This is a genomic window from Streptomyces sp. NPDC044063 (genome assembly GCF_056434285.1).
Map to the genome: position 1 here is coordinate 268,836 of NZ_JBWKFM010000001.1, position 16,413 is coordinate 285,248.

16 protein-coding genes are annotated in these 16,413 nt (G+C 71.5%); 9 read left to right on the top strand and 7 right to left on the bottom strand.

Going from position 1 to position 16,413, the window contains the following annotated elements; translation table 11 throughout:
* Positions 1 to 133 precede the first annotated feature (133 nt).
* Positions 134 to 1,189 (top strand): hypothetical protein, encoded by a 1,056-nt coding sequence (locus AC07BS_RS01115; protein WP_478929202.1) that lies wholly within the window; start codon positions 134 to 136, stop codon positions 1,187 to 1,189.
* 8 nt (positions 1,190 to 1,197) lie between these two features.
* Here AC07BS_RS01115 and AC07BS_RS01120 read toward each other — a convergent pair whose 3' ends face one another.
* Entirely contained in the window at positions 1,198 to 1,608 is a 411-nt protein-coding gene (locus AC07BS_RS01120; protein ID WP_478638847.1) for a DUF3592 domain-containing protein, read from the bottom strand.
* Between the two features lie 442 nt (positions 1,609 to 2,050).
* Positions 2,051 to 2,374: a hypothetical protein gene (locus tag AC07BS_RS01125; protein ID WP_478638844.1), complete on the bottom strand. Its 324-nt coding sequence runs from the start codon at positions 2,372 to 2,374 to the stop codon at positions 2,051 to 2,053.
* Positions 2,375 to 2,688: 314 nt separating this feature from the next.
* Here AC07BS_RS01125 and AC07BS_RS01130 point away from each other — a divergent pair, with 314 nt between their 5' ends.
* Positions 2,689 to 3,438 carry a hypothetical protein gene (locus tag AC07BS_RS01130; RefSeq protein ID WP_478929205.1) on the top strand — a complete coding sequence of 250 codons (750 nt, stop codon included), beginning with the start codon at positions 2,689 to 2,691 and terminating at the stop codon, positions 3,436 to 3,438.
* Between the two features lie 197 nt (positions 3,439 to 3,635).
* On the opposite strand, the gene AC07BS_RS01135 is transcribed toward AC07BS_RS01130, so the two are convergent.
* From AC07BS_RS01135 to AC07BS_RS01145, 3 genes are all read right to left on the bottom strand, one after another.
* On the bottom strand, positions 3,636 to 4,019 hold the full coding sequence (locus AC07BS_RS01135; protein ID WP_478929206.1) for a hypothetical protein: 384 nt from the start codon (positions 4,017 to 4,019) through the stop codon (positions 3,636 to 3,638).
* A gap of 176 nt (positions 4,020 to 4,195) precedes the next feature.
* On the bottom strand, positions 4,196 to 4,678 hold the full coding sequence (locus AC07BS_RS01140) for an anthrone oxygenase family protein (protein WP_478929208.1): 483 nt from the start codon (positions 4,676 to 4,678) through the stop codon (positions 4,196 to 4,198).
* 5 nt (positions 4,679 to 4,683) lie between these two features.
* Positions 4,684 to 5,352, bottom strand: a complete 669-nt coding sequence (locus tag AC07BS_RS01145; RefSeq protein WP_478929210.1) for a maleylpyruvate isomerase family mycothiol-dependent enzyme — start codon at positions 5,350 to 5,352, stop codon at positions 4,684 to 4,686.
* Positions 5,353 to 5,423: 71 nt separating this feature from the next.
* Between AC07BS_RS01145 and AC07BS_RS01150 the strand changes: the two genes are divergently transcribed.
* The 3 genes from AC07BS_RS01150 (at position 5,424) to AC07BS_RS01160 (ending at position 8,832) form a co-directional block, all read left to right on the top strand.
* Positions 5,424 to 6,344 carry a LysR family transcriptional regulator gene (locus AC07BS_RS01150; RefSeq protein ID WP_478929212.1) on the top strand — a complete coding sequence of 307 codons (921 nt, stop codon included), beginning with the start codon at positions 5,424 to 5,426 and terminating at the stop codon, positions 6,342 to 6,344.
* 117 nt (positions 6,345 to 6,461) lie between these two features.
* Positions 6,462 to 7,781: a TolB family protein gene (locus AC07BS_RS01155; protein WP_478929214.1), complete on the top strand. Its 1,320-nt coding sequence runs from the start codon at positions 6,462 to 6,464 to the stop codon at positions 7,779 to 7,781.
* A gap of 85 nt (positions 7,782 to 7,866) precedes the next feature.
* Positions 7,867 to 8,832, top strand: a complete 966-nt coding sequence (locus AC07BS_RS01160) for a TIGR03557 family F420-dependent LLM class oxidoreductase (RefSeq protein WP_478638834.1) — start codon at positions 7,867 to 7,869, stop codon at positions 8,830 to 8,832.
* A gap of 12 nt (positions 8,833 to 8,844) precedes the next feature.
* On the opposite strand, the gene AC07BS_RS01165 is transcribed toward AC07BS_RS01160, so the two are convergent.
* Both AC07BS_RS01165 and AC07BS_RS01170 read right to left on the bottom strand, forming a co-directional pair.
* Positions 8,845 to 9,876 (bottom strand): sulfotransferase family protein, encoded by a 1,032-nt coding sequence (locus tag AC07BS_RS01165; protein WP_478929216.1) that lies wholly within the window; start codon positions 9,874 to 9,876, stop codon positions 8,845 to 8,847.
* An 81-nt stretch (positions 9,877 to 9,957) separates the two neighbouring features.
* The gene (locus AC07BS_RS01170; protein WP_478639414.1) at positions 9,958 to 10,182 is read right to left on the bottom strand and encodes a DUF6458 family protein; all 225 of its coding nucleotides are present in this window, start codon (positions 10,180 to 10,182) and stop codon (positions 9,958 to 9,960) included.
* Positions 10,183 to 10,447: 265 nt separating this feature from the next.
* Here AC07BS_RS01170 and AC07BS_RS01175 point away from each other — a divergent pair, with 265 nt between their 5' ends.
* From AC07BS_RS01175 to AC07BS_RS01190, 4 genes are read left to right on the top strand one after another with little or no spacing between them, the layout of a single operon-like run.
* Positions 10,448 to 12,277, top strand: a complete 1,830-nt coding sequence (locus AC07BS_RS01175; protein ID WP_478929218.1) for a thiamine pyrophosphate-requiring protein — start codon at positions 10,448 to 10,450, stop codon at positions 12,275 to 12,277.
* Complete coding sequence (locus tag AC07BS_RS01180; protein WP_478929220.1) at positions 12,274 to 12,750, top strand: hypothetical protein; 477 nt, start codon at positions 12,274 to 12,276, stop codon at positions 12,748 to 12,750. The genes AC07BS_RS01175 and AC07BS_RS01180 overlap by 4 nt, the downstream gene beginning before the upstream one ends.
* Before the next feature lie 3 nt (positions 12,751 to 12,753).
* On the top strand, positions 12,754 to 15,252 hold the full coding sequence (locus AC07BS_RS01185; protein WP_478638826.1) for a GMC family oxidoreductase: 2,499 nt from the start codon (positions 12,754 to 12,756) through the stop codon (positions 15,250 to 15,252).
* Entirely contained in the window at positions 15,249 to 16,352 is a 1,104-nt protein-coding gene (locus tag AC07BS_RS01190) for an enolase C-terminal domain-like protein (protein WP_478929222.1), read from the top strand. Before AC07BS_RS01185 ends, AC07BS_RS01190 begins: the two co-directional genes overlap by 4 nt.
* Positions 16,353 to 16,413 lie beyond the last annotated feature (61 nt).

The following is a 16,413-nucleotide window of genomic DNA, read 5'->3' on the forward strand; positions in this document are numbered from 1 at the left end:
GCGGTTGGCGTCCCGCTGCCACATGTCGCCACCTCTGTCCGACCTTGAAGAACAAGCTGAGTACATCTACTCAGCCTCCGACTGAGCATCTCACCGCTGTCAGCGAGCCGGGCTGGTGCGGTGGGATTGCCTCATGGAGACACACGCGCCCCACGAGAAGACCGCCGACCCAGCAGTGACCCCTGTCGGCACAGTGAACCGTCGGGTCGTCGTGCGGCGCTGGATCATCGGTGTGACCGTGGGTTCGGTGGTCTGCGGGACGGGCTGGGCGGTGAGCGGCTTCCTCGACGGGCTCGGCGGTGGCTCTGTGCGGTCCGCGGCGGAGTTCCGCGAGCAGGACATCCGGACCCGGGAGGCCGGACGCCAGACGATCGGCCGCCTGCGGCCGGGCACCGCCGACCCCGGCGCGCTGCGGGAGGAAGGCAGCACCTCGTGTGTCGACGACCTGGGCTTCGACGGCGACGGCGTGAGCAGGCACCAGCCCCGCTACACGTGGCGACTGACCTATCAGGGCAAGGCCGACTACCTGGCAGACCTGGACGGACTCCGTACGGCCTGGGAGAAGCGCGGCTGGAAGACGCACGACGAGCAGCCGCCCGAGCCCCTGAACCCCGACCGCCCGACGCCGCGCTGGCCCGGCATCCGCGTCACGGACGACCACGGCGTCACCACCGCCGTCGGCATCGACGGATACACCGGCACTCCCACCCTGTCGACCGACGGCGGTTGCGTCCGCTACGACTCCGGCCGTCCCGTCACCGCACGCAAAAGCACCGGTGCCGCCGGCACCACAGACCCCTCCCCGGCAGGCACCGTCACCTACGACGACGGCGTCCAGGTCACCATCGGACCCGCCCAGCCGATCACCCCCACCCCCGAACTGACAGGCGCCGCCACGCCGCCCCCGTACGCCTACCGCGTGCCCGTCACCGTGACGAATCGCAGCGGCGCGCCGGTGGAGCTGCGCAGCCACGACATGGGTAACTACGCGGCGGCGAACCCGGGCGTGGAACGACTCACCAGCCACCCCTCGGAGCTCAGCGGAAGCGGACCGCTGCGCGTATCGGAAGGCGACTCGACCCGCCTCGAATACGTCTACACCGCGCGGACCAAGCCGTCGCACCTGGAGCTCGTGTTCCGCCCGGGTGCCTTCCACGCCTCCTCCACCTGGCGCCTGTCCATCCCGTAGTACGCGCCCTAGGAACGTCGCCGGCTCACCAACGCGAAGACCGTGCCGATCACCGCGAACACCAGCCCGATCCCACCGAAGATCAGAGGCAGCAGCCAGAGCGACAGGAACCCGTTGATCCGCGCGTCTTCGGGGGAACCCGGGAGGTAGAGCACCTCGACCTGCTCACCCACCTTGTACGACGACGGATTGGAACCCGCGGAGTCCTCGAACTTCCTCGGCGTGCCGTCCGCCGTCCTGAACTCGACCACCGGGTGCGCCACGGGCGGGTCGGCCTTGCGGGACCCGCCCCCGTGGTCCTGTCGCCATTCCAGGGCCACCACCGTGCCCGGGACCCGCTTCGCGTCCGTCAGGAAGGAAACCGACTGCCCCGTGAAGACCAGCCCGACGATCAAACACAGCGTGCCGATCGCGATCATGCTGATCGTAAGAGCCCGGGGGATCCCCCGACCACGAACCTGAAACTGGACCTGCACAACGTCTCCCTGACTCCGGACAAGAGAGGAGGACGTTATCCCAGGCACGTCGGTCGCCATGCTCCCGCCCCCGGCGGCGACGCTCACCCCTTGATCAGGCCGTGAAGGCGTTCAGCTTCGCGCCTGTCACCGGAGCCGTCGGCTTGAACGTGTAGTCGAACTTGTACGTCGTCTCGTGCGAGGTCGTGAAGTGCGGGCACACCAAGGATTTCGTCGCGGCGGCCGTCACGCACGCGGACCGTCGGACGGCGAGGCCTGGGCGGCGGGGGCGGCCAGCAGTGTCAGGGCGCCGCTGGATTACCGGTACCAAGGTCGACGTCAGTGGCGGGGTCAACCTGTAGCAACGCTCAACGCTCAACGCGAAGACCGGACCCGCCGGCTCCCGTCAGCCGAACCGGACGCTGTTCGGCCGGAAGGTTCCCCAGGACTTGCCGCTGCCCTTCGGCAGGACCTCATGGGTACCGGAACACGCCAGTCCCTCGTACAGGGTGGCATCCGTATCGGTGTAGTTCCCGGCGCTGACCGCCGGATAGTCGAAACCGATGCACTGCCCGTTCGGAGGATCGGGATACGGGTAGGTCGCCCCGCCGGTGCTGGTGTACTCGAACGTCCCCGTCGCGGCCCACGCCTCCCCGGACATCCCGGTCGTCCATGTGAGTGCGGCGACGACGGCGAGAACCGTCCGGACCAACCTGCCTCGCACCGTCATGGCTGTCCCCTTCCCCCGACCCGCTCCAGGAGAGCTCCCGGAACACGCGTGGCACGCGTCATGGGGCCAGCATCCGGCGGTTCCAGGACGCGCTGAAGAGCTGTTACGGCACATCACCCGATTGGAGCACCACCCGGTGCCGGAAGGCCTGGACCGACGGGCTCATCCACCCCGGCGGCCACCCTTCTCACAGTTGGCTCAAAACCTTTGCTTTACTTGTGTTTGACTTCTTCTTGAAGGTTGGTTGCCGGTAGCGTCCGGGCCCGGTCACTGGTCCCGATCATGGCCGCCCCCGTCCCGCCACTGGAGGATGCATGTCTTCTCGTACGCGAACCGCCCGTATCGCCGCCGCGACCGCCACATGCGCGCTGAGCCTCGGAACCCTCGCCTCGGGTACGGAGGCCGTCGCGGCACCGTCGCCCCGGCCGGCGGTCGACGCCCGTGCCGCGGCCGTCGACCGGTGCAGTTACCAGGTGGTCCGTTCCGACGACTCCCGCTACGTCTACTCCGTGAGCGCGGTCGTCGGTGGCAGTACCCGCGAGCTGCCGGTCCAGAAAGAGGACTTCGTGAGATTCTCCGGCGGCTGGCGTCAGGTCGTCCAGGTCGACGCCTGCGCGGGTGGCCAGGGCCAGGCCCTCAGCGCGCTCCGTGTCACGGGCAGGCTGGACCACCCGGAGTCCTACGACCCGTCCGTGCCGCGCGCGATCCGCAGCGGTGACCTCAAGCCCGCCGCCTCGTCGGCGATACCGAAGGCCCCGGAGCTGACCTCGGTCGACCGCCTCGACCCGGCCACCGTCCGCGTCACCTGGAAGCCCGCGCAGGGGAACCCGGACCTGGTCATGGTGATGGAGCGCAAGCCCTTCTACAGCAGTGAGATCGGCCTGTGGCACCCCTACACGTTCCAGCGGGACGCCCCGGCCGGCGCCACCTCGATGGACCGCAAGCTCGAGCGCAGCGCCGGTATCCCCCCGGAGGTCCGCGCGCACTCCTACTGGACGCGCGTGGTGAAGGACGGTTTCGTCAGCGACCTGCGCGCCGAGAAGCCGACCACCGTCGAGCCGTAGCGGGTTCGGGTCCCGAGCGCACCCTGCTGCCCGCCCGTCCTCCGTCCGTCACCAGGCGAGCCCCATGGAGCGGAACACGCCGGTCAGGACATCAGAGGTGCGGTCGGGCAGGCCCAGGGCGAGGCGCTCGTCGAGACCACCGGGGTTGACCACGTTGAACTCGCCGCCGCGGCGCGGGGGGAAGCGGTTGCCTGGCGTCAGCCGTCCTCGATGTCCGAGATGAGCTTGGTGCTCAGGTCGCTCTGCACCGCCAGCCGGGTGTGGCCGGCGTCCGGGCCGGTGCCCCAGGTGAGGGTGACCGTGGTGAACAGGTGCCCGGCGCCGGAATCGTGGTAGCGGACCTCCCAGTGGGTGGGCACGTCCTGGGCGCGGAGGACGCCGTCGGCGTGGTTGGCCTCCTCCCAGGCGGCCAGGCGTTGGCGGAGGTCCTCGGTGAGGTAATGGGCGCGAAGCTCGCTGCCCAGGTCATCGGTTCCGTCGTCGACCGCGTCGATGTAGGCGCCGTAGAAGTCGGCCACCCGATCGACCGCGGAGTCCGGGCTCCCTTCGCGCACCGGGCTGCCCGCCTGATCTTCCGACATGAATTCCCCCTCCTGCTGAACAAGGTTGCTCAGTCCTTGCTCTTGGCGGAAAACTGCCCCCGTTCCATGAGAAATAGTCCTTTCAGGTGACATGTGGCTGCACGTGATGGCTTGGCCCCCGCTTGGGTCGGTGGTCAACGGCGACCGCTCCCATCCCGAGTCGTCCTTCGGCACCATCACGGAAGCTCTTGAGTATCTGCAGCACCCGGGCGGCGCGGAACCAGGAAGATAAGGAGCCCGAAGGCGATCGCGGCCGTCAGCGTGCGGGCGTCGTTGAACAGTTCCCAGCGGCGCAGGATGTCCGCGTGGTCGGCCGGTGGCGCCGTGGCGGCCCACCGCTTGATGCGGCCGTTGATGGGGACGTTCCCGAACCGGGTGATCAGGAAGGACGAGACCGTCAGGAGCCCCGCCGCGCCGGCGAGGGCGCGGGCCCGGCCGCGCGCCGACGCGGCCAGGGCGAGGGAGCTGAGGGCCGAGACCGCCATCGTCGCCTGCATCGTAATGCCGTTCATCTTCATCAGAGCGGTGTGGAAGTCGAGCCTCATCTCGATCGGCACGGCGTTGAACGTCGGGACGAGATTCGCGGCGCCGTAGCCGAAGGCCCCGGCCAGCAGGCCGGTCGAGAACAGCGCGAGCGCGTGGAGGAGCCGGGTGCGCATGGCGGTCACCGGCCCGTGAAGCGGATGGCCGGTTCGCCGTGGAGGCGGCCGTGCGGGAGCCTGCGGCCGAAGGCGAGCAGGAGGAGGTCCTGGGCGGCGCCGTACACGGGGGCACCGGAACCGTAGGACCAGTCCATGTCCTCGGCGCACAGCCGTACTCCGTCGAGATCGACTCCGAAGAACTTCAGGCCGCGGGGCCTGATGTCGTCGAGGACTACGCGCAACCGGTCCTCGGGGACCCGTCGTTCGAGCCCGAGGGCGACCGTCACGTCCAGCCCGTGCACCACGTCGTGGCCGAGGGCCGCCACGAACCCACCGACCGGCGGCGTCCACGGATGATGGGCGTTGTCGCGCAGGAAGGCGCTCAGCTCGCCGACGGAATGGGCGGCCGCGTCCCCGCGGGCGACGCGGTCGGTCATGCGGTGCAGATTCCCTCCCGCCTTGACCAGTTCGCCCAAGGTCGCGGGCAGGGAGAGCCGGAAGCCCATCGACATGTGCGCGACGACCTCACGGACCCGCCATCCCTCGCACAGGCTCGGCGCGTCCCACTGGTCGGCCCTCAGGCCCTCGAAGAGATCGGCCAACTCCCGGCGTTCCGCGGCGATGGCGGCCTTGACCTCCGCCTCCACGCCGGCCCGCATGTCCCTACGCCGCCCCGTCGTCGCGTTGTTCATGCGATCAAGCGTGCGGGTCACCGATCCATATGGCCAATAGATAGTTGTGCTGCCATCTAGCATGAATGCTTATGGAACTCCGTCAGCTGCGTTACTTCGTCACCGTCGTCGAGGAAGGCGGCTTCACCCGCGCGGCCGCTCGTCTGCACCTGGCCCAGCCGGGCCTGAGCGCCCAGATACGCCAGCTGGAACAGGAGCTGGGCCAGCCGTTGCTCGACCGCACCCATCGGTCGGTCACCCTGACCGAGACGGGCCGGGCCGTCCTGCCGTACGCGCGAGCCGCGCTGGCCGCCGCCGACGCGGTGCGGCAGACGGCCGACGCGTACACGGGGCTGCTGCGCGGCCGGGTCTCGCTCGGGCTGGTCTCCGGGTCCACCGGCCACGCGTTCGACATCGCCGCGTTCCTCGCGGACTTCCATGACGCCCATCCCGCCCTGGAGATCGCGCTCACCGAGGACACCTCGGAACGGATGCAGGCCGCGCTCCTCGCCGGTGAGCTCGACATCGCCCTCCTCGGGCCGACCGGCGAGGAGCCCCCGCCCGGACTGACCTTCCGGACGGTCATCGACGCGCCTGTGGTCGCCGTCGCCGCGCCCGGAGATCCGCTCCTCGCCCCGGCCGACCGTACGAGCGTCCCGCTGGCCGAGCTGCGCGACAGGGCGCTGATCTGTCTGCCGCGCGGCACCGGCGTGCGCGCGGCGCTCGAACGCGCCTGCGCACAGGCCGGATTCCGGCCCCGCGTCACCTTCGAGGCGGCAGCGCCCCATGTCCTCGCGCGGCTCGCCGCCCGGGGCCTGGGCGTCGCGGTACTGCCGGCGGGCGAGGACGACGACGCCCTCGAAGGACACCTGCGGGCACTGACCATCTCCCACCCCGCCATCCGCGCCCGTATCGCACTCGCCTGGCGGTCCACCGGCCCCGCGAGCCCCGCGGCCCGGGCGCTGCTCGACCGCCTGCGCGAGGTCCTGCCGACGGCGGAGCCCGCGAGCTGACATCCCTGCGAGGCCGGTCGGTTGGCGCGTTTCCTTCGGTGATCGAACGGTGTCGTTGACCCGGTGGGCCGCCCGCCGGTTGGCTCTTCCCCGCCGGCCGACAGGGGAGGACTGATCATGGTGAGACGGACGTACGGCAGGGGCGGAAGACGGTGGCTGGTACGCGGGGGCTGTGCGCTCGCCGCCGTCGGCCTGTGGGCGGGAGCGGCGTTGCCCGCGCAGGCGGACCCGGAGCGGGACGGAGTCGTGCGGGTGGACGTCGGTCTCGACGGCGCGCAGCCCGACGACTGGTCGGAGGCGCGAGGGCTGAGCGCGGACGGCAGATACGCCCTCTTCACGTCCTTGGCGTCCAATCTGGTGCCCGGTGACACCAACCGTCTGTACGACGTGTTCGTCCGGGACCTGCGCACCGGGCGTACCGAGCGGGTCAGTGTCGCCGACGACGGGTCGCAGCTGAACGGGAGCACGAGCGCGGGAGCCATCAGCGGTGACGGCAGGTACGTGGCGTTCGCCTCCGACGCGCCCGGCGTCGTGCCGGGACAGCCGGCCGGCAGCGGCTTGAGGGTCTACGTCCGGGACCGCCGTACCGGGCACACCGAGCTGATCACCCCCGGTGACGGGAGCTCCATGAGCCCCACCATCAGCCGGGACGGCCGGTACGTGGCCTACCTCGTGGACGGGCGCGACATCCATGTCACCGACCGTTGGAAGGGGGCCACCCGGCTGGTGACGGTCGGGGCCGACGGCTCCCGGGCCGACAACGGGTCCGACGATCCGGTGATCAGTGCGGACGGCACGACCATCGGCTTCCGTTCGAAGGCCACCAACCTGCTTCCCGCCGACTCGCTTCCCACCGACCCGCTTCCTCACGACCGGGCCGCCGCGGTCGCCGGTTCCAAGCCCCCTCCGTCGCGCCGCACGTTGCCGTTCCACGTGTGGGACGCGCGCACCGGCCGGACCCAGGGTGCCTCCGTCGACCCCGCCGGTGTGCTGCGCGACGCGGTACAGGACGCGACGTTGAGCCCCGACGGGCGGTACGCCATGTTCAGGGTCTTCGAACGCGATGCCACGGACACGGACTCCACGCACCTCGAGCTCTACGTCCGCGATCTGCGGCAGGGCACGACCACGAAGGCCGGCCCGCCGCTGCCCGGTACCCGGACCGTGCGCGACGCGTACCGTGCCGTCATGACGGCCGACAGCCGTCGGCTGTTTTTCGGCTCGGAGGCCGACAATCTGGTGCCCGGGGACACCAACCAGGCCGCCGACATCTTCCGGCGCGATCTGCGGACCGGACGGATCGAGCGGATCGGCGTGGCCGGCGACGGCACGGACATCCCCTGGTCGCCCGGCTCCCTCTCCGTGGACGGCCTCGGCGCCACAGCGGTCTTCGGCGGGTACGGCAAGGTCTACGCCCGCCGGCTGCCGACCGACTGACCGAACAGGCGCGCCGTCCCCCACTTGGCCGAAGCCGTCCGCGTGGGGCCGGTTTCCTCGCGATGACGCGGGGAAACCGGATCTTATGGCGCAATTCGGCTACACGATGATGACGGAACAGGCGGGCCCGAGGGATCTCGTCGCCCACGTCGTAGGGGCCGAGAAGGCGGGTTTCGACTTCTCGGTGATCTCCGACCACTACTTCCCCTGGCTCGCCTCCCAGGGGCACAGCTCCAACGCGTGGGCCGTCCTCGGTGCCGCCGCGCAGGCCACTTCCCGCATCCCTCTGATGACCTTCGTGACCTGCCCGACCACCCGCTACCACCCCGTCGTGGTCGCCCAGCAGGCGGTCACGATCCAGGCCCTCTCCCAGGGGCGCTTCCGGCTCGGGCTCGGTTCGGGGGAGAACCTCAACGAGCACGTCGTCGGCGAGGGCTGGCCCGCCGTCGACGTCCGGCAGGAGAAGCTGGCCGAGGCGGTGGAGATCATCCGGGCGCTGTTCGAGGGACGCACCCTCACCCACCGCGGCGCCCACTACGACGTCGCGCACGCCAAGCTGTGGGATCTGCCCGACCCCGTTCCCCCGATCGGCATCGCCGTGTCGGGCGAACGCTCCTGCCGCATGGCCGGCCACCTCGCCGACCTGGTCGTCGCCACCGAGCCGCGCAAGGACCTCCTCGACTGCTTCGACCGCCACGGGGGAACCGGCAAGCCCCGGATCGGCCAGCTGGCCATCTGCTACGACCGGGACCGCGACGCGGCCGTCGCCCGGGCCCACGAACAGTTCCGCTGGTTCACCCTGGGCTGGCCGGTGCTCTCCGAGCTCCCGCACGACATCGCCTTCGCCTCCGCCTCGCAGCACGTCACGAAGGACGACGTGGCGGGCGCGATCGCGTGCGGCCCGAACGTGGAGGACTTCGTCGAGGCCGTACGCCCCTACGCGGAGGCGGGCTTCACCGAGATCGCCCTGGTCCAGATCGGCGGCGGCCACCAGGAGGAGTACCTCCGCTGGGCCGCCGACGAACTCCTGCCCGCCCTGCGAGAGCTCTGAAGTGGGGAGGGGCTAGCCTCGACCGCCGGCCAGGGCGCGCGTGCCGGGAGCGCAGCACTCGCGCAGCGTCGCGTAGTCGTCCGCCGGCAGTCGCCGGGCGGAGCCCCGCCGGCTGCCGTCGAGGCGCGCGCTCCCGGCGTCGAGCCATCGCGGGAGCGGCTCGACGCCGATGAAGCCGGCCAGTCGCGTCAGCTCCTCACGGGGGTCGTCGAGCAGGTCCTCGTAGGCGAGGGTGGTCCGCTGGGGCGCGGGTACCTCGCCGAGGTGTGCCACGCCCCTGGTGACGAGTTCCGACCACAGTGCCCCGAATCCGGCCAGCGGCAGGTCGCGCTCGAGTACGAGCGCGGGGTCGAAGCGCTCGGCCAGCAGGGCCGACAGCTCGGGCGGCAGGGAGCGGACCTGCTCGTCGGTCAGCTCTTCGACGCGCTGCGCACCGGTCCGCGCGAGGATGTCCCTCACCAGGAAGATCATCCGGAAGCCGGTGTGCCGGCTCATGGACAGGGCGCAGTCGGGCCCGTTCCTGAAGAGATGCACGAAGCGCGCCTGCGGGAAGACTCTGCGCAGGAGCGGTACGCGCTCCAGGGAGTAACCGGACCGTTCGACGACCGCCGTGCGCCCGAATCGCGCGCACAGCAGGCCGAACAGGGCCTCGTAGTGACCCTTGGCGGTACGGTCCGGCCAGCCGCACACCTGCTTCTCGAGCTCGTCGAAGAGCCCGTCCGGGTCGTCGGTGAGGTGCGGAAGCACCATCAGGGACAGGGCGGGGATGCCGGTGGTGTCGGTCGCGAACCGTCCGGGGCGCCGGGTGTAGACGAACTCCGGCATCGGCGCCCCACTGCGGATCATGCTCTCGAACAGCCGATTGGGCTCGGCGAGGAGCCGCCAGAACTCCCCGCCGTCCAGGAGTCCTTCCGGGAAGCCGCGGCTCTGCACCGACGACAGCAGCTCGTTGAGGCTGAGCACATCCGGATGCGCGTTGACGATATGGGACAGCGCGGTCGACCCGCTGCGTCCTGTACCGACGACGAATGTCAGCGTGCGCATGTGGCCCTACCCCTTCGACGACGAGCCCTGCCGATCGCGAGCAGGCTTCCCCCGATGCCGTCGTCCGACTCCCGGCACCCGTTAGCGGGTGAAGCGGTGGTCCTCCTCGATGACCGGCGCGGCGGGAGGCGGTGGCTGCGTGTGGCGGCGCTTGAACACGCTCACGTACGCGGCCGTGCCGATGAAACCCACCGCCATCAGGATCAGGCCGGCAAGGGTGAGGTTCATGCCCTCCACGTGCCAGTCCACGGCGAAGCTGAGGATCGCGCCCACAGCTATCAGGCCGATGCACCATCCCATGCCCATGGTCGATACCTCCATCCGTTGGCTCCGGAGCGCGTACCCCCGGCGGTGGCGGCCAACCCTGACGCCGTACCCCCGCACCGGTCGCGCGTGACCGCGCATGCCCTTCGCGGGCTTGGGCAGCAGCCCCGCGACAAGAAGAGACAAGGAGAACAGCGGGGCCACGGCCCCCGACCGCTGACCCGATCGGCGGCCCTCGCCCTGCGCCCGGGTGCTCCCGGTGTCACGGTGAGTCATGTCCCCGCACGGAGAGACGGAAGGGAGAACCATGTCCGTCAAGGTGTCCGACCACCTGTTGCAGCGCCTGCGCGAATGGGGTGTCGAGCGGGTCTTCGCCTACGCGGGTGACGGCATCAACGGCCTGCTGGCCGCGTGGGGGAGGGCGGACGACGACCCACGGTTCATCCAGGCCCGGCACGAGGAGATGGCCGCGTTCCAGGCCGTGGGCTACGCCAAGTTCTCCGGCAAGGTGGGTGTGTGCGCGGCCATGTCCGGCCCCGGCGCCATCCACCTCCTCAACGGCCTCTACGACGCCAAGCTCGACCACGTCCCCGTCGTCGCGATCGTCGGGCAGACCAACCGCAGCGCCATGGGCGGCTCCTACCAGCAGGAAGTCGACCTCCACACCCTCTTCAAGGACGTCGCCGCCGACTTCTGCGAAGTGGTGACCGTCCCCGAACAGCTGCCCAACGTCCTCGACCGGGCCATGCGCACCGCCTGGGCGCGGCGCACCGTGACCGCCTTGATCATCCCCGCCGATGTGCAGGAGCTGGACTACACACCGCCGGGGCACGCGTTCAAGATGGTCCCCTCCAGCCTCGGTGTGTCCCCCTACGCCCCGGTTCCCTCCGACGACGAGGTCACCCGGGCGGCGGAAGTGATCGACGCCGGTGAGCGGGTGGCGATCCTCGTCGGCCAGGGTGCCCGGGGCGCCCGCGCCGAGGTCGAGCGGCTCGCCGACCTGCTCGGCGCCGGGGTCGCCAAGGCCCTGCTGGGCAAGGACGTCCTGCCCGACGACCTGCCGTACGTGACCGGCTCCATCGGCCTGCTGGGCACCCGGCCCTCGTACGAGATGATGCGCGACTGCGACACCCTGCTCGTCGTCGGCTCCAGCTTCCCCTACACCCAGTTCATGCCGGAGTTCGACCAGGCGCGCGCGGTGCAGATCGACGTCGACCCGTTCATGGTGGGCCTGCGCTACCCCTTCGAGGTCAACCTCGTCGGCGACGCCCGCGAGACCCTCGCCCGGCTGATCCCGCGGCTCAAGCCGAAGGAGCACGGCGACTGGCGGGCGGGGATCGAGAAGAACACCGCCCGCTGGTGGGAGGTGATGGAGCGGCGGGCCGCCCTCGACGCCGACCCCGTCAACCCCGAGTACGTCTTCCACGCCCTCGACCCGCTGCTGCCCGACAACGCGGTGCTGACCGCCGACTCCGGCTCGGCCGCCAACTGGTACGCCCGCCACCTGCGCATCCGCGGCTCCATGCGCGGCTCCCTGTCCGGCACGCTCGCCACCATGGGGCCCGGGGTTCCGTACGCCATCGGCGCCAAGTTCGCCCACCCCGACCGCCCCGCCATCGCCCTGGTGGGCGACGGGGCGATGCAGATGAACGGCCTCGCCGAGCTGATCACCGCCCTCAAGTACTACCGGGAGTGGGAGGACCCCCGGCTCGTCGTGGCCGTCCTCAACAACCAGGACCTCAACCAGGTCACCTGGGAGATGCGCGCCATGGAGGGCGCCCCGCAGTTCCTGCCCTCCCAGGCCATCCCCGACGTGCCCTACGCCGACTTCGCCCGCTCGATCGGGCTCGACGGGGTCCGGGTCGAGGAACCCGGGGGAGTGGTGGACGCCTGGCGCCGGGCCCTGGCCGCCGACCGCCCCTTCGTCATCGACTTCCGCACCGACCCGGCCGTACCGCCCATCCCGCCGCACGCGAGCTGGGACCAGATGGAGGCCACCGCCTCCGCGATCCTCAAGGGCGACAGCGACCGGGCCGCCATGGTCCGCCAGGGCTTCAAGGCGAAGATCCAGGAGTTCCTGCCCGGCGGCCACCGGCGCGCCAGGCACCACGACACCGGGGCGGAGGACGGCCGATGACCCTCCGTCCCGGGCACGCCACGGCCACGCGCGCGCCCTCCGCCCCGTACGCCCTGGACCGGATGGTGCGCAACGTGCGCCACGGCCGTTTCGAGAGGTCGCTGTCCCTGCTGACGGCCGCCGGCTCGCTCGTCACCGCCGCCGAGATCTACCTCGAACACGACCGGGCGAGCTTCGGCAACCGCGTCATGTGGTGGCCGGTGCTGCTGGGGCCGGTCGGGGCGGCCGCCGGCGTCGCCGGGTTCGCCAGCGAGCGCATGGCGAAGACGGCCCTGCCCCTCGCCTCGGCCGCCATCGTCGCCAACGGCCTCCAGGGCACCTACCTGCACCTGCGCGGCATCGCCCAGAAGCCCGGCGGCTGGTCCATGGCCCGCTACAACATCGAGCTGGGCCCGCCGCTGTTCGCGCCGCTGCTGGTGACGATGGTCGGCGGCATGGGACTGCTGGCCGCGCTGCTGCGCAGGGAGCGATGAGCCGTGACACGGTCCGGCGGCCCCGCTGACCGGCCCCGTACCGGCGCCCCCGCGGACCGGCCGCGCACCGGCGGGCCCACCGGCCGGCAGGCGACGACGCCGGGACAGCACACCTCCCGGTTCACCGGATACGACGTGCTCGCCCAGGTCCCCACGTGGGACGCGACGACCTCGGCCGTCGTGCTCTCCCGCACCGCCCTCCAACCCGACCTGCGCTTCTTCTCCCTGGCCGAGGAAGCCACCGCCACCGTCCTCTTCGACCACCTGCTCGCCCAGTGGAGCGACCCCAAGGTGCCCGTCCTGCAGATGATCGACGCACGGCTCGCCGAGATGCAGACGGACGGGTGGCGCTACGTGGACATGCCCGAGGACGACACCGCCTGGCGGCGTTCCCTCCACGCGCTGGACGACGACGCGCGCGGCCGGCACGCCGCACGGTTCGCGGACCTCTCGCGCGAGGAACAGGCCCGGCTGATCCAGGCCGTGCGGGACGCCGGAACGGACCCCTGGCACGGCATGCCCGCCGCCCACGTATGGGGCCTGTGGACCCGCTACACCGCCACGGCCTTCTACTCCCACCCCTGGGCCTGGAACGAGATCGGCTACGGCGGACCGGCCTACCCGCGCGGCTACCTGCGCCTCGGCCTCGGCGTGCGCGAACCCTGGGAAGTCGCCGACGACCGGCCGGCCGACGCCGAGCCGTCGGCGGAGTCCGAGGCCGAGCCCGCGGGGGACTCCGACGCCCGGCCCACCAGGAAACCCATCACCCGCCGTCCCGGCCCCCTCCGTTCCCTGGCCGGCAGCGCCGCCACGCTGCGCCTGACCAGCGAGCCGTCGCGCCGCGTACGCGCCCGCAACGCCTCGGCCTGGCTGCTTCCCCGCGACGACACCCGCTTCGACCACAGGCTCATCGACGACATGCGGCGCTTCGACGACGGCGACGAGGTCGACCTCGTCATCGTCGGCTGCGGTGCCGGCGGCGCGACCCTCGCCCAGCGCATGAGCCGGCACGGCTGGTCGGTCGTCTGCCTGGAGGCGGGCCCCTTCTGGAATCCCGACACCGACTGGGTCAGCGACGAGGCCGCCTCCCACCACCTGTACTGGACCGAGCCCCGCGTCATCTCCGGCGACGACCCCGTCCCCCTGGGCTCCAACAACTCCGGTCGCGGCGTCGGCGGTTCCACCATCCACTTCGCCGGCTTCGCGCCCCGCTTCCACCCCTCCGACTTCCGTACGTACACCGAGGACGGCGTGGGCGCCGACTGGCCCCTGGCCTACGAGGACCTGCGCGCGTCCTACGAGCGGATCGAGCAGGAGCTGCCGGTCGCCGGACAGTACTGGCCCTGGGGCGACCCCCACGCCTACCCCCACGCCCCGCACCCCGTCAGCGGCAACGGCGAGGTGTTCCTGCGCGGCGCCGCCGCCCTGGGCATCGAGGCCCGCGTCGGGCCGGTCGCCATCACCAACGGCCGCTTCGGCAACCGCCCCCACTGTATCTACCGCGGCTTCTGCCTCCAGGGCTGCAAGGTCAACGCCAAGGCCTCCACCCTCATCACCCACGTCCCCGACGCGCTCGCCCACGGCGCGGAGATCCGCGCCCAGTCCATGGTCACCGGCATCGAACTGGACGCCGGCGGACGCCTGGCCATCGGCGTGCGCTACGTCCGCGACGGCAAGGAACGCCTCCAGCGGGCCCGTACGGTCGCCGTCGCCGGCTACTCCCTCGAAACGCCGCGCCTTCTGCTCAACTCCGCCGACCGCCGCTTCCCCGACGGCCTGTGCAACGACTTCGACCTCGTCGGCCGCTACGTCATGGTCCAGGGCGCGCCCCAGACCTCCGGCCGCTTCACCGAGGAGGTCCGCGCGTACAAGGCGCCGCCGCCGGAGGTCACCAGCGAGCAGTTCTACGAGACCGACCCCACCCGCCCCTACCGCCGCGGCTTCTCCCTCCAGACCGTCTCCCCCCTGCCCATCGTCTGGGCCGAACACGTCGCCGCCCAGGGCCACTGGGGCGAGGACCTGCGCTCCTGCATGCAGGACTACATCCACTGGGCCACCCTGGGCGCCCTGTGCGAACTGCTGCCCCAGCCCGGCAACCGCGTCACCCTCGCCGACGAGAAGGACCGCTACGGACTGCCCGTGGCCCACTTCTCCTACAGCCAGTGCGACAACGACCGGCAGCTGATCCAGGCGGCGGAAAGCGTCATGGCGGACATCCTGCGGGCGGCCGGGGCCTCCGAGGTGATCACGATCAACCGCTACGCCCACCTCGTCGGCGGCTGCCGCATGGCCCGCGACCCCGAACACGGCATCGTCGACCGCGACCTGCGCACCTTCGCCGTACCCAACCTCCTCGTCACCGACGGCAGCGTGCTGCCCACCCAGGGCAGCGCCAACCCCGCCCTGACCATCATGGCCCTCGTCGACCGCGCCGCCGCCCGCCTGGCCGCCGGGGCACGCGGCGGTCTCCGCCACCCCGCCGGGACCGGGAGCCGCCGATGAGCCCCCTGATCGACGGCGTCGAGACCGCCGCCTACACCGTCCCCACGGACCTGCCCGAGGCCGACGGCACCCTGGCCTGGGACTCCACCACCCTCGTCCTGGCGCACGTCCGCTCCGGCCGGACCACCGGCCTCGGCTACACCTACGGCGCCGCCGCCACGGCCGACGTCATCGACTCCGAACTCGCCCCCCACCTCACCGGCCACAGCCCCTGGGACGTCCCCGCGGCCCACGAGGCCATGAGCCGCGCCGTACGCAACACGGGCCGCCCCGGTCTGGTCGCGGGCGCCATCTCCGCTGTGGACATCGCCCTGTGGGACCTCAAGGCCCGGCTGCTCGACCTGCCCCTCGTACGGCTCCTGGGCGCCCACCACCCGCACGTGCCCGTCTACGGAAGCGGCGGCTTCACCACGTACGACGACCAGGAACAGGACCGCCGGCTGCGCCGGTGGTCCGAGGACGCCGGCATCCCACGGGTCAAAATCAAGATCGGCGAGAGCCGGGGCACCGCCGAGGACCACGACCGCCACCGCGTCGCCCTGGCACGGCGCAGCATCGGCGACGCGGTGGAGCTCTACGTCGACGCCAACGGCGCCTACACCCGCAAACAGGCCGTCCGCCTCGCCCGCCACCTCGACGACCACGGCGTCACCTGGTTCGAGGAGCCGGTCTCCTCCGACGACCTTCCCGGCCTCGCCCTCGTCCGCAACCTGGTCACCCTGGATGTGGCGGCCGGCGAATACGGCTACACCCTGCCCTACTTCGCCCACATGCTGGCGGCGGAGGCCGTCGACTGCCTCCAGGCCGACGCCACCCGCTGCGGCGGTCTGACGGTCTGGCTGCGCACCGCCGCCCTGGCCGAGGCATCGGGGTTGCAGCTGTCGGCCCACTGCGCCCCGCACGCCCACGCGCACGCCGCCGCGGCCGTACCCAACCTGCGGCACGTGGAGTGGTTCCACGACCACGTCCGCGTCGAGAACCTGCTCTTCGACGGCACCCTCGACCCCGCGGGAGGAAGCGTCCGCCCCGGCACGGACGACGCGCCCGGGCACGGGCTGAGGCTGAACGCCGACCGGGCGGACCCGTACCGGGTGCGCTGACGGGACCGTACGTCGTATGCCGCACGCCCACAGGAAGAAGCACGCGAGGGAAGGACAGCGC

What these genes read in the sequence shown, in the direction of transcription:
- AC07BS_RS01115 (WP_478929202.1), top strand. Translation starts at nt 134, where the DNA reads ATGGAGACACACGCGCCCCACGAGAAGACCGCCGACCCAGCAGTGACC.
- AC07BS_RS01120 (WP_478638847.1), bottom strand. Translation starts at nt 1,608, where the DNA reads ATGATCGCGATCGGCACGCTGTGTTTGATCGTCGGGCTGGTCTTCACG.
- AC07BS_RS01125 (WP_478638844.1), bottom strand. Translation starts at nt 2,374, where the DNA reads ATGACGGTGCGAGGCAGGTTGGTCCGGACGGTTCTCGCCGTCGTCGCC.
- AC07BS_RS01130 (WP_478929205.1), top strand. Translation starts at nt 2,689, where the DNA reads ATGTCTTCTCGTACGCGAACCGCCCGTATCGCCGCCGCGACCGCCACA.
- AC07BS_RS01135 (WP_478929206.1), bottom strand. Translation starts at nt 4,019, where the DNA reads ATGTCGGAAGATCAGGCGGGCAGCCCGGTGCGCGAAGGGAGCCCGGAC.
- AC07BS_RS01140 (WP_478929208.1), bottom strand. Translation starts at nt 4,678, where the DNA reads ATGCGCACCCGGCTCCTCCACGCGCTCGCGCTGTTCTCGACCGGCCTG.
- AC07BS_RS01145 (WP_478929210.1), bottom strand. Translation starts at nt 5,352, where the DNA reads ATGAACAACGCGACGACGGGGCGGCGTAGGGACATGCGGGCCGGCGTG.
- AC07BS_RS01150 (WP_478929212.1), top strand. Translation starts at nt 5,424, where the DNA reads ATGGAACTCCGTCAGCTGCGTTACTTCGTCACCGTCGTCGAGGAAGGC.
- AC07BS_RS01155 (WP_478929214.1), top strand. Translation starts at nt 6,462, where the DNA reads ATGGTGAGACGGACGTACGGCAGGGGCGGAAGACGGTGGCTGGTACGC.
- AC07BS_RS01160 (WP_478638834.1), top strand. Translation starts at nt 7,867, where the DNA reads ATGGCGCAATTCGGCTACACGATGATGACGGAACAGGCGGGCCCGAGG.
- AC07BS_RS01165 (WP_478929216.1), bottom strand. Translation starts at nt 9,876, where the DNA reads ATGCGCACGCTGACATTCGTCGTCGGTACAGGACGCAGCGGGTCGACC.
- AC07BS_RS01170 (WP_478639414.1), bottom strand. Translation starts at nt 10,182, where the DNA reads ATGGGCATGGGATGGTGCATCGGCCTGATAGCTGTGGGCGCGATCCTC.
- AC07BS_RS01175 (WP_478929218.1), top strand. Translation starts at nt 10,448, where the DNA reads ATGTCCGTCAAGGTGTCCGACCACCTGTTGCAGCGCCTGCGCGAATGG.
- AC07BS_RS01180 (WP_478929220.1), top strand. Translation starts at nt 12,274, where the DNA reads ATGACCCTCCGTCCCGGGCACGCCACGGCCACGCGCGCGCCCTCCGCC.
- AC07BS_RS01190 (WP_478929222.1), top strand. Translation starts at nt 15,249, where the DNA reads ATGAGCCCCCTGATCGACGGCGTCGAGACCGCCGCCTACACCGTCCCC.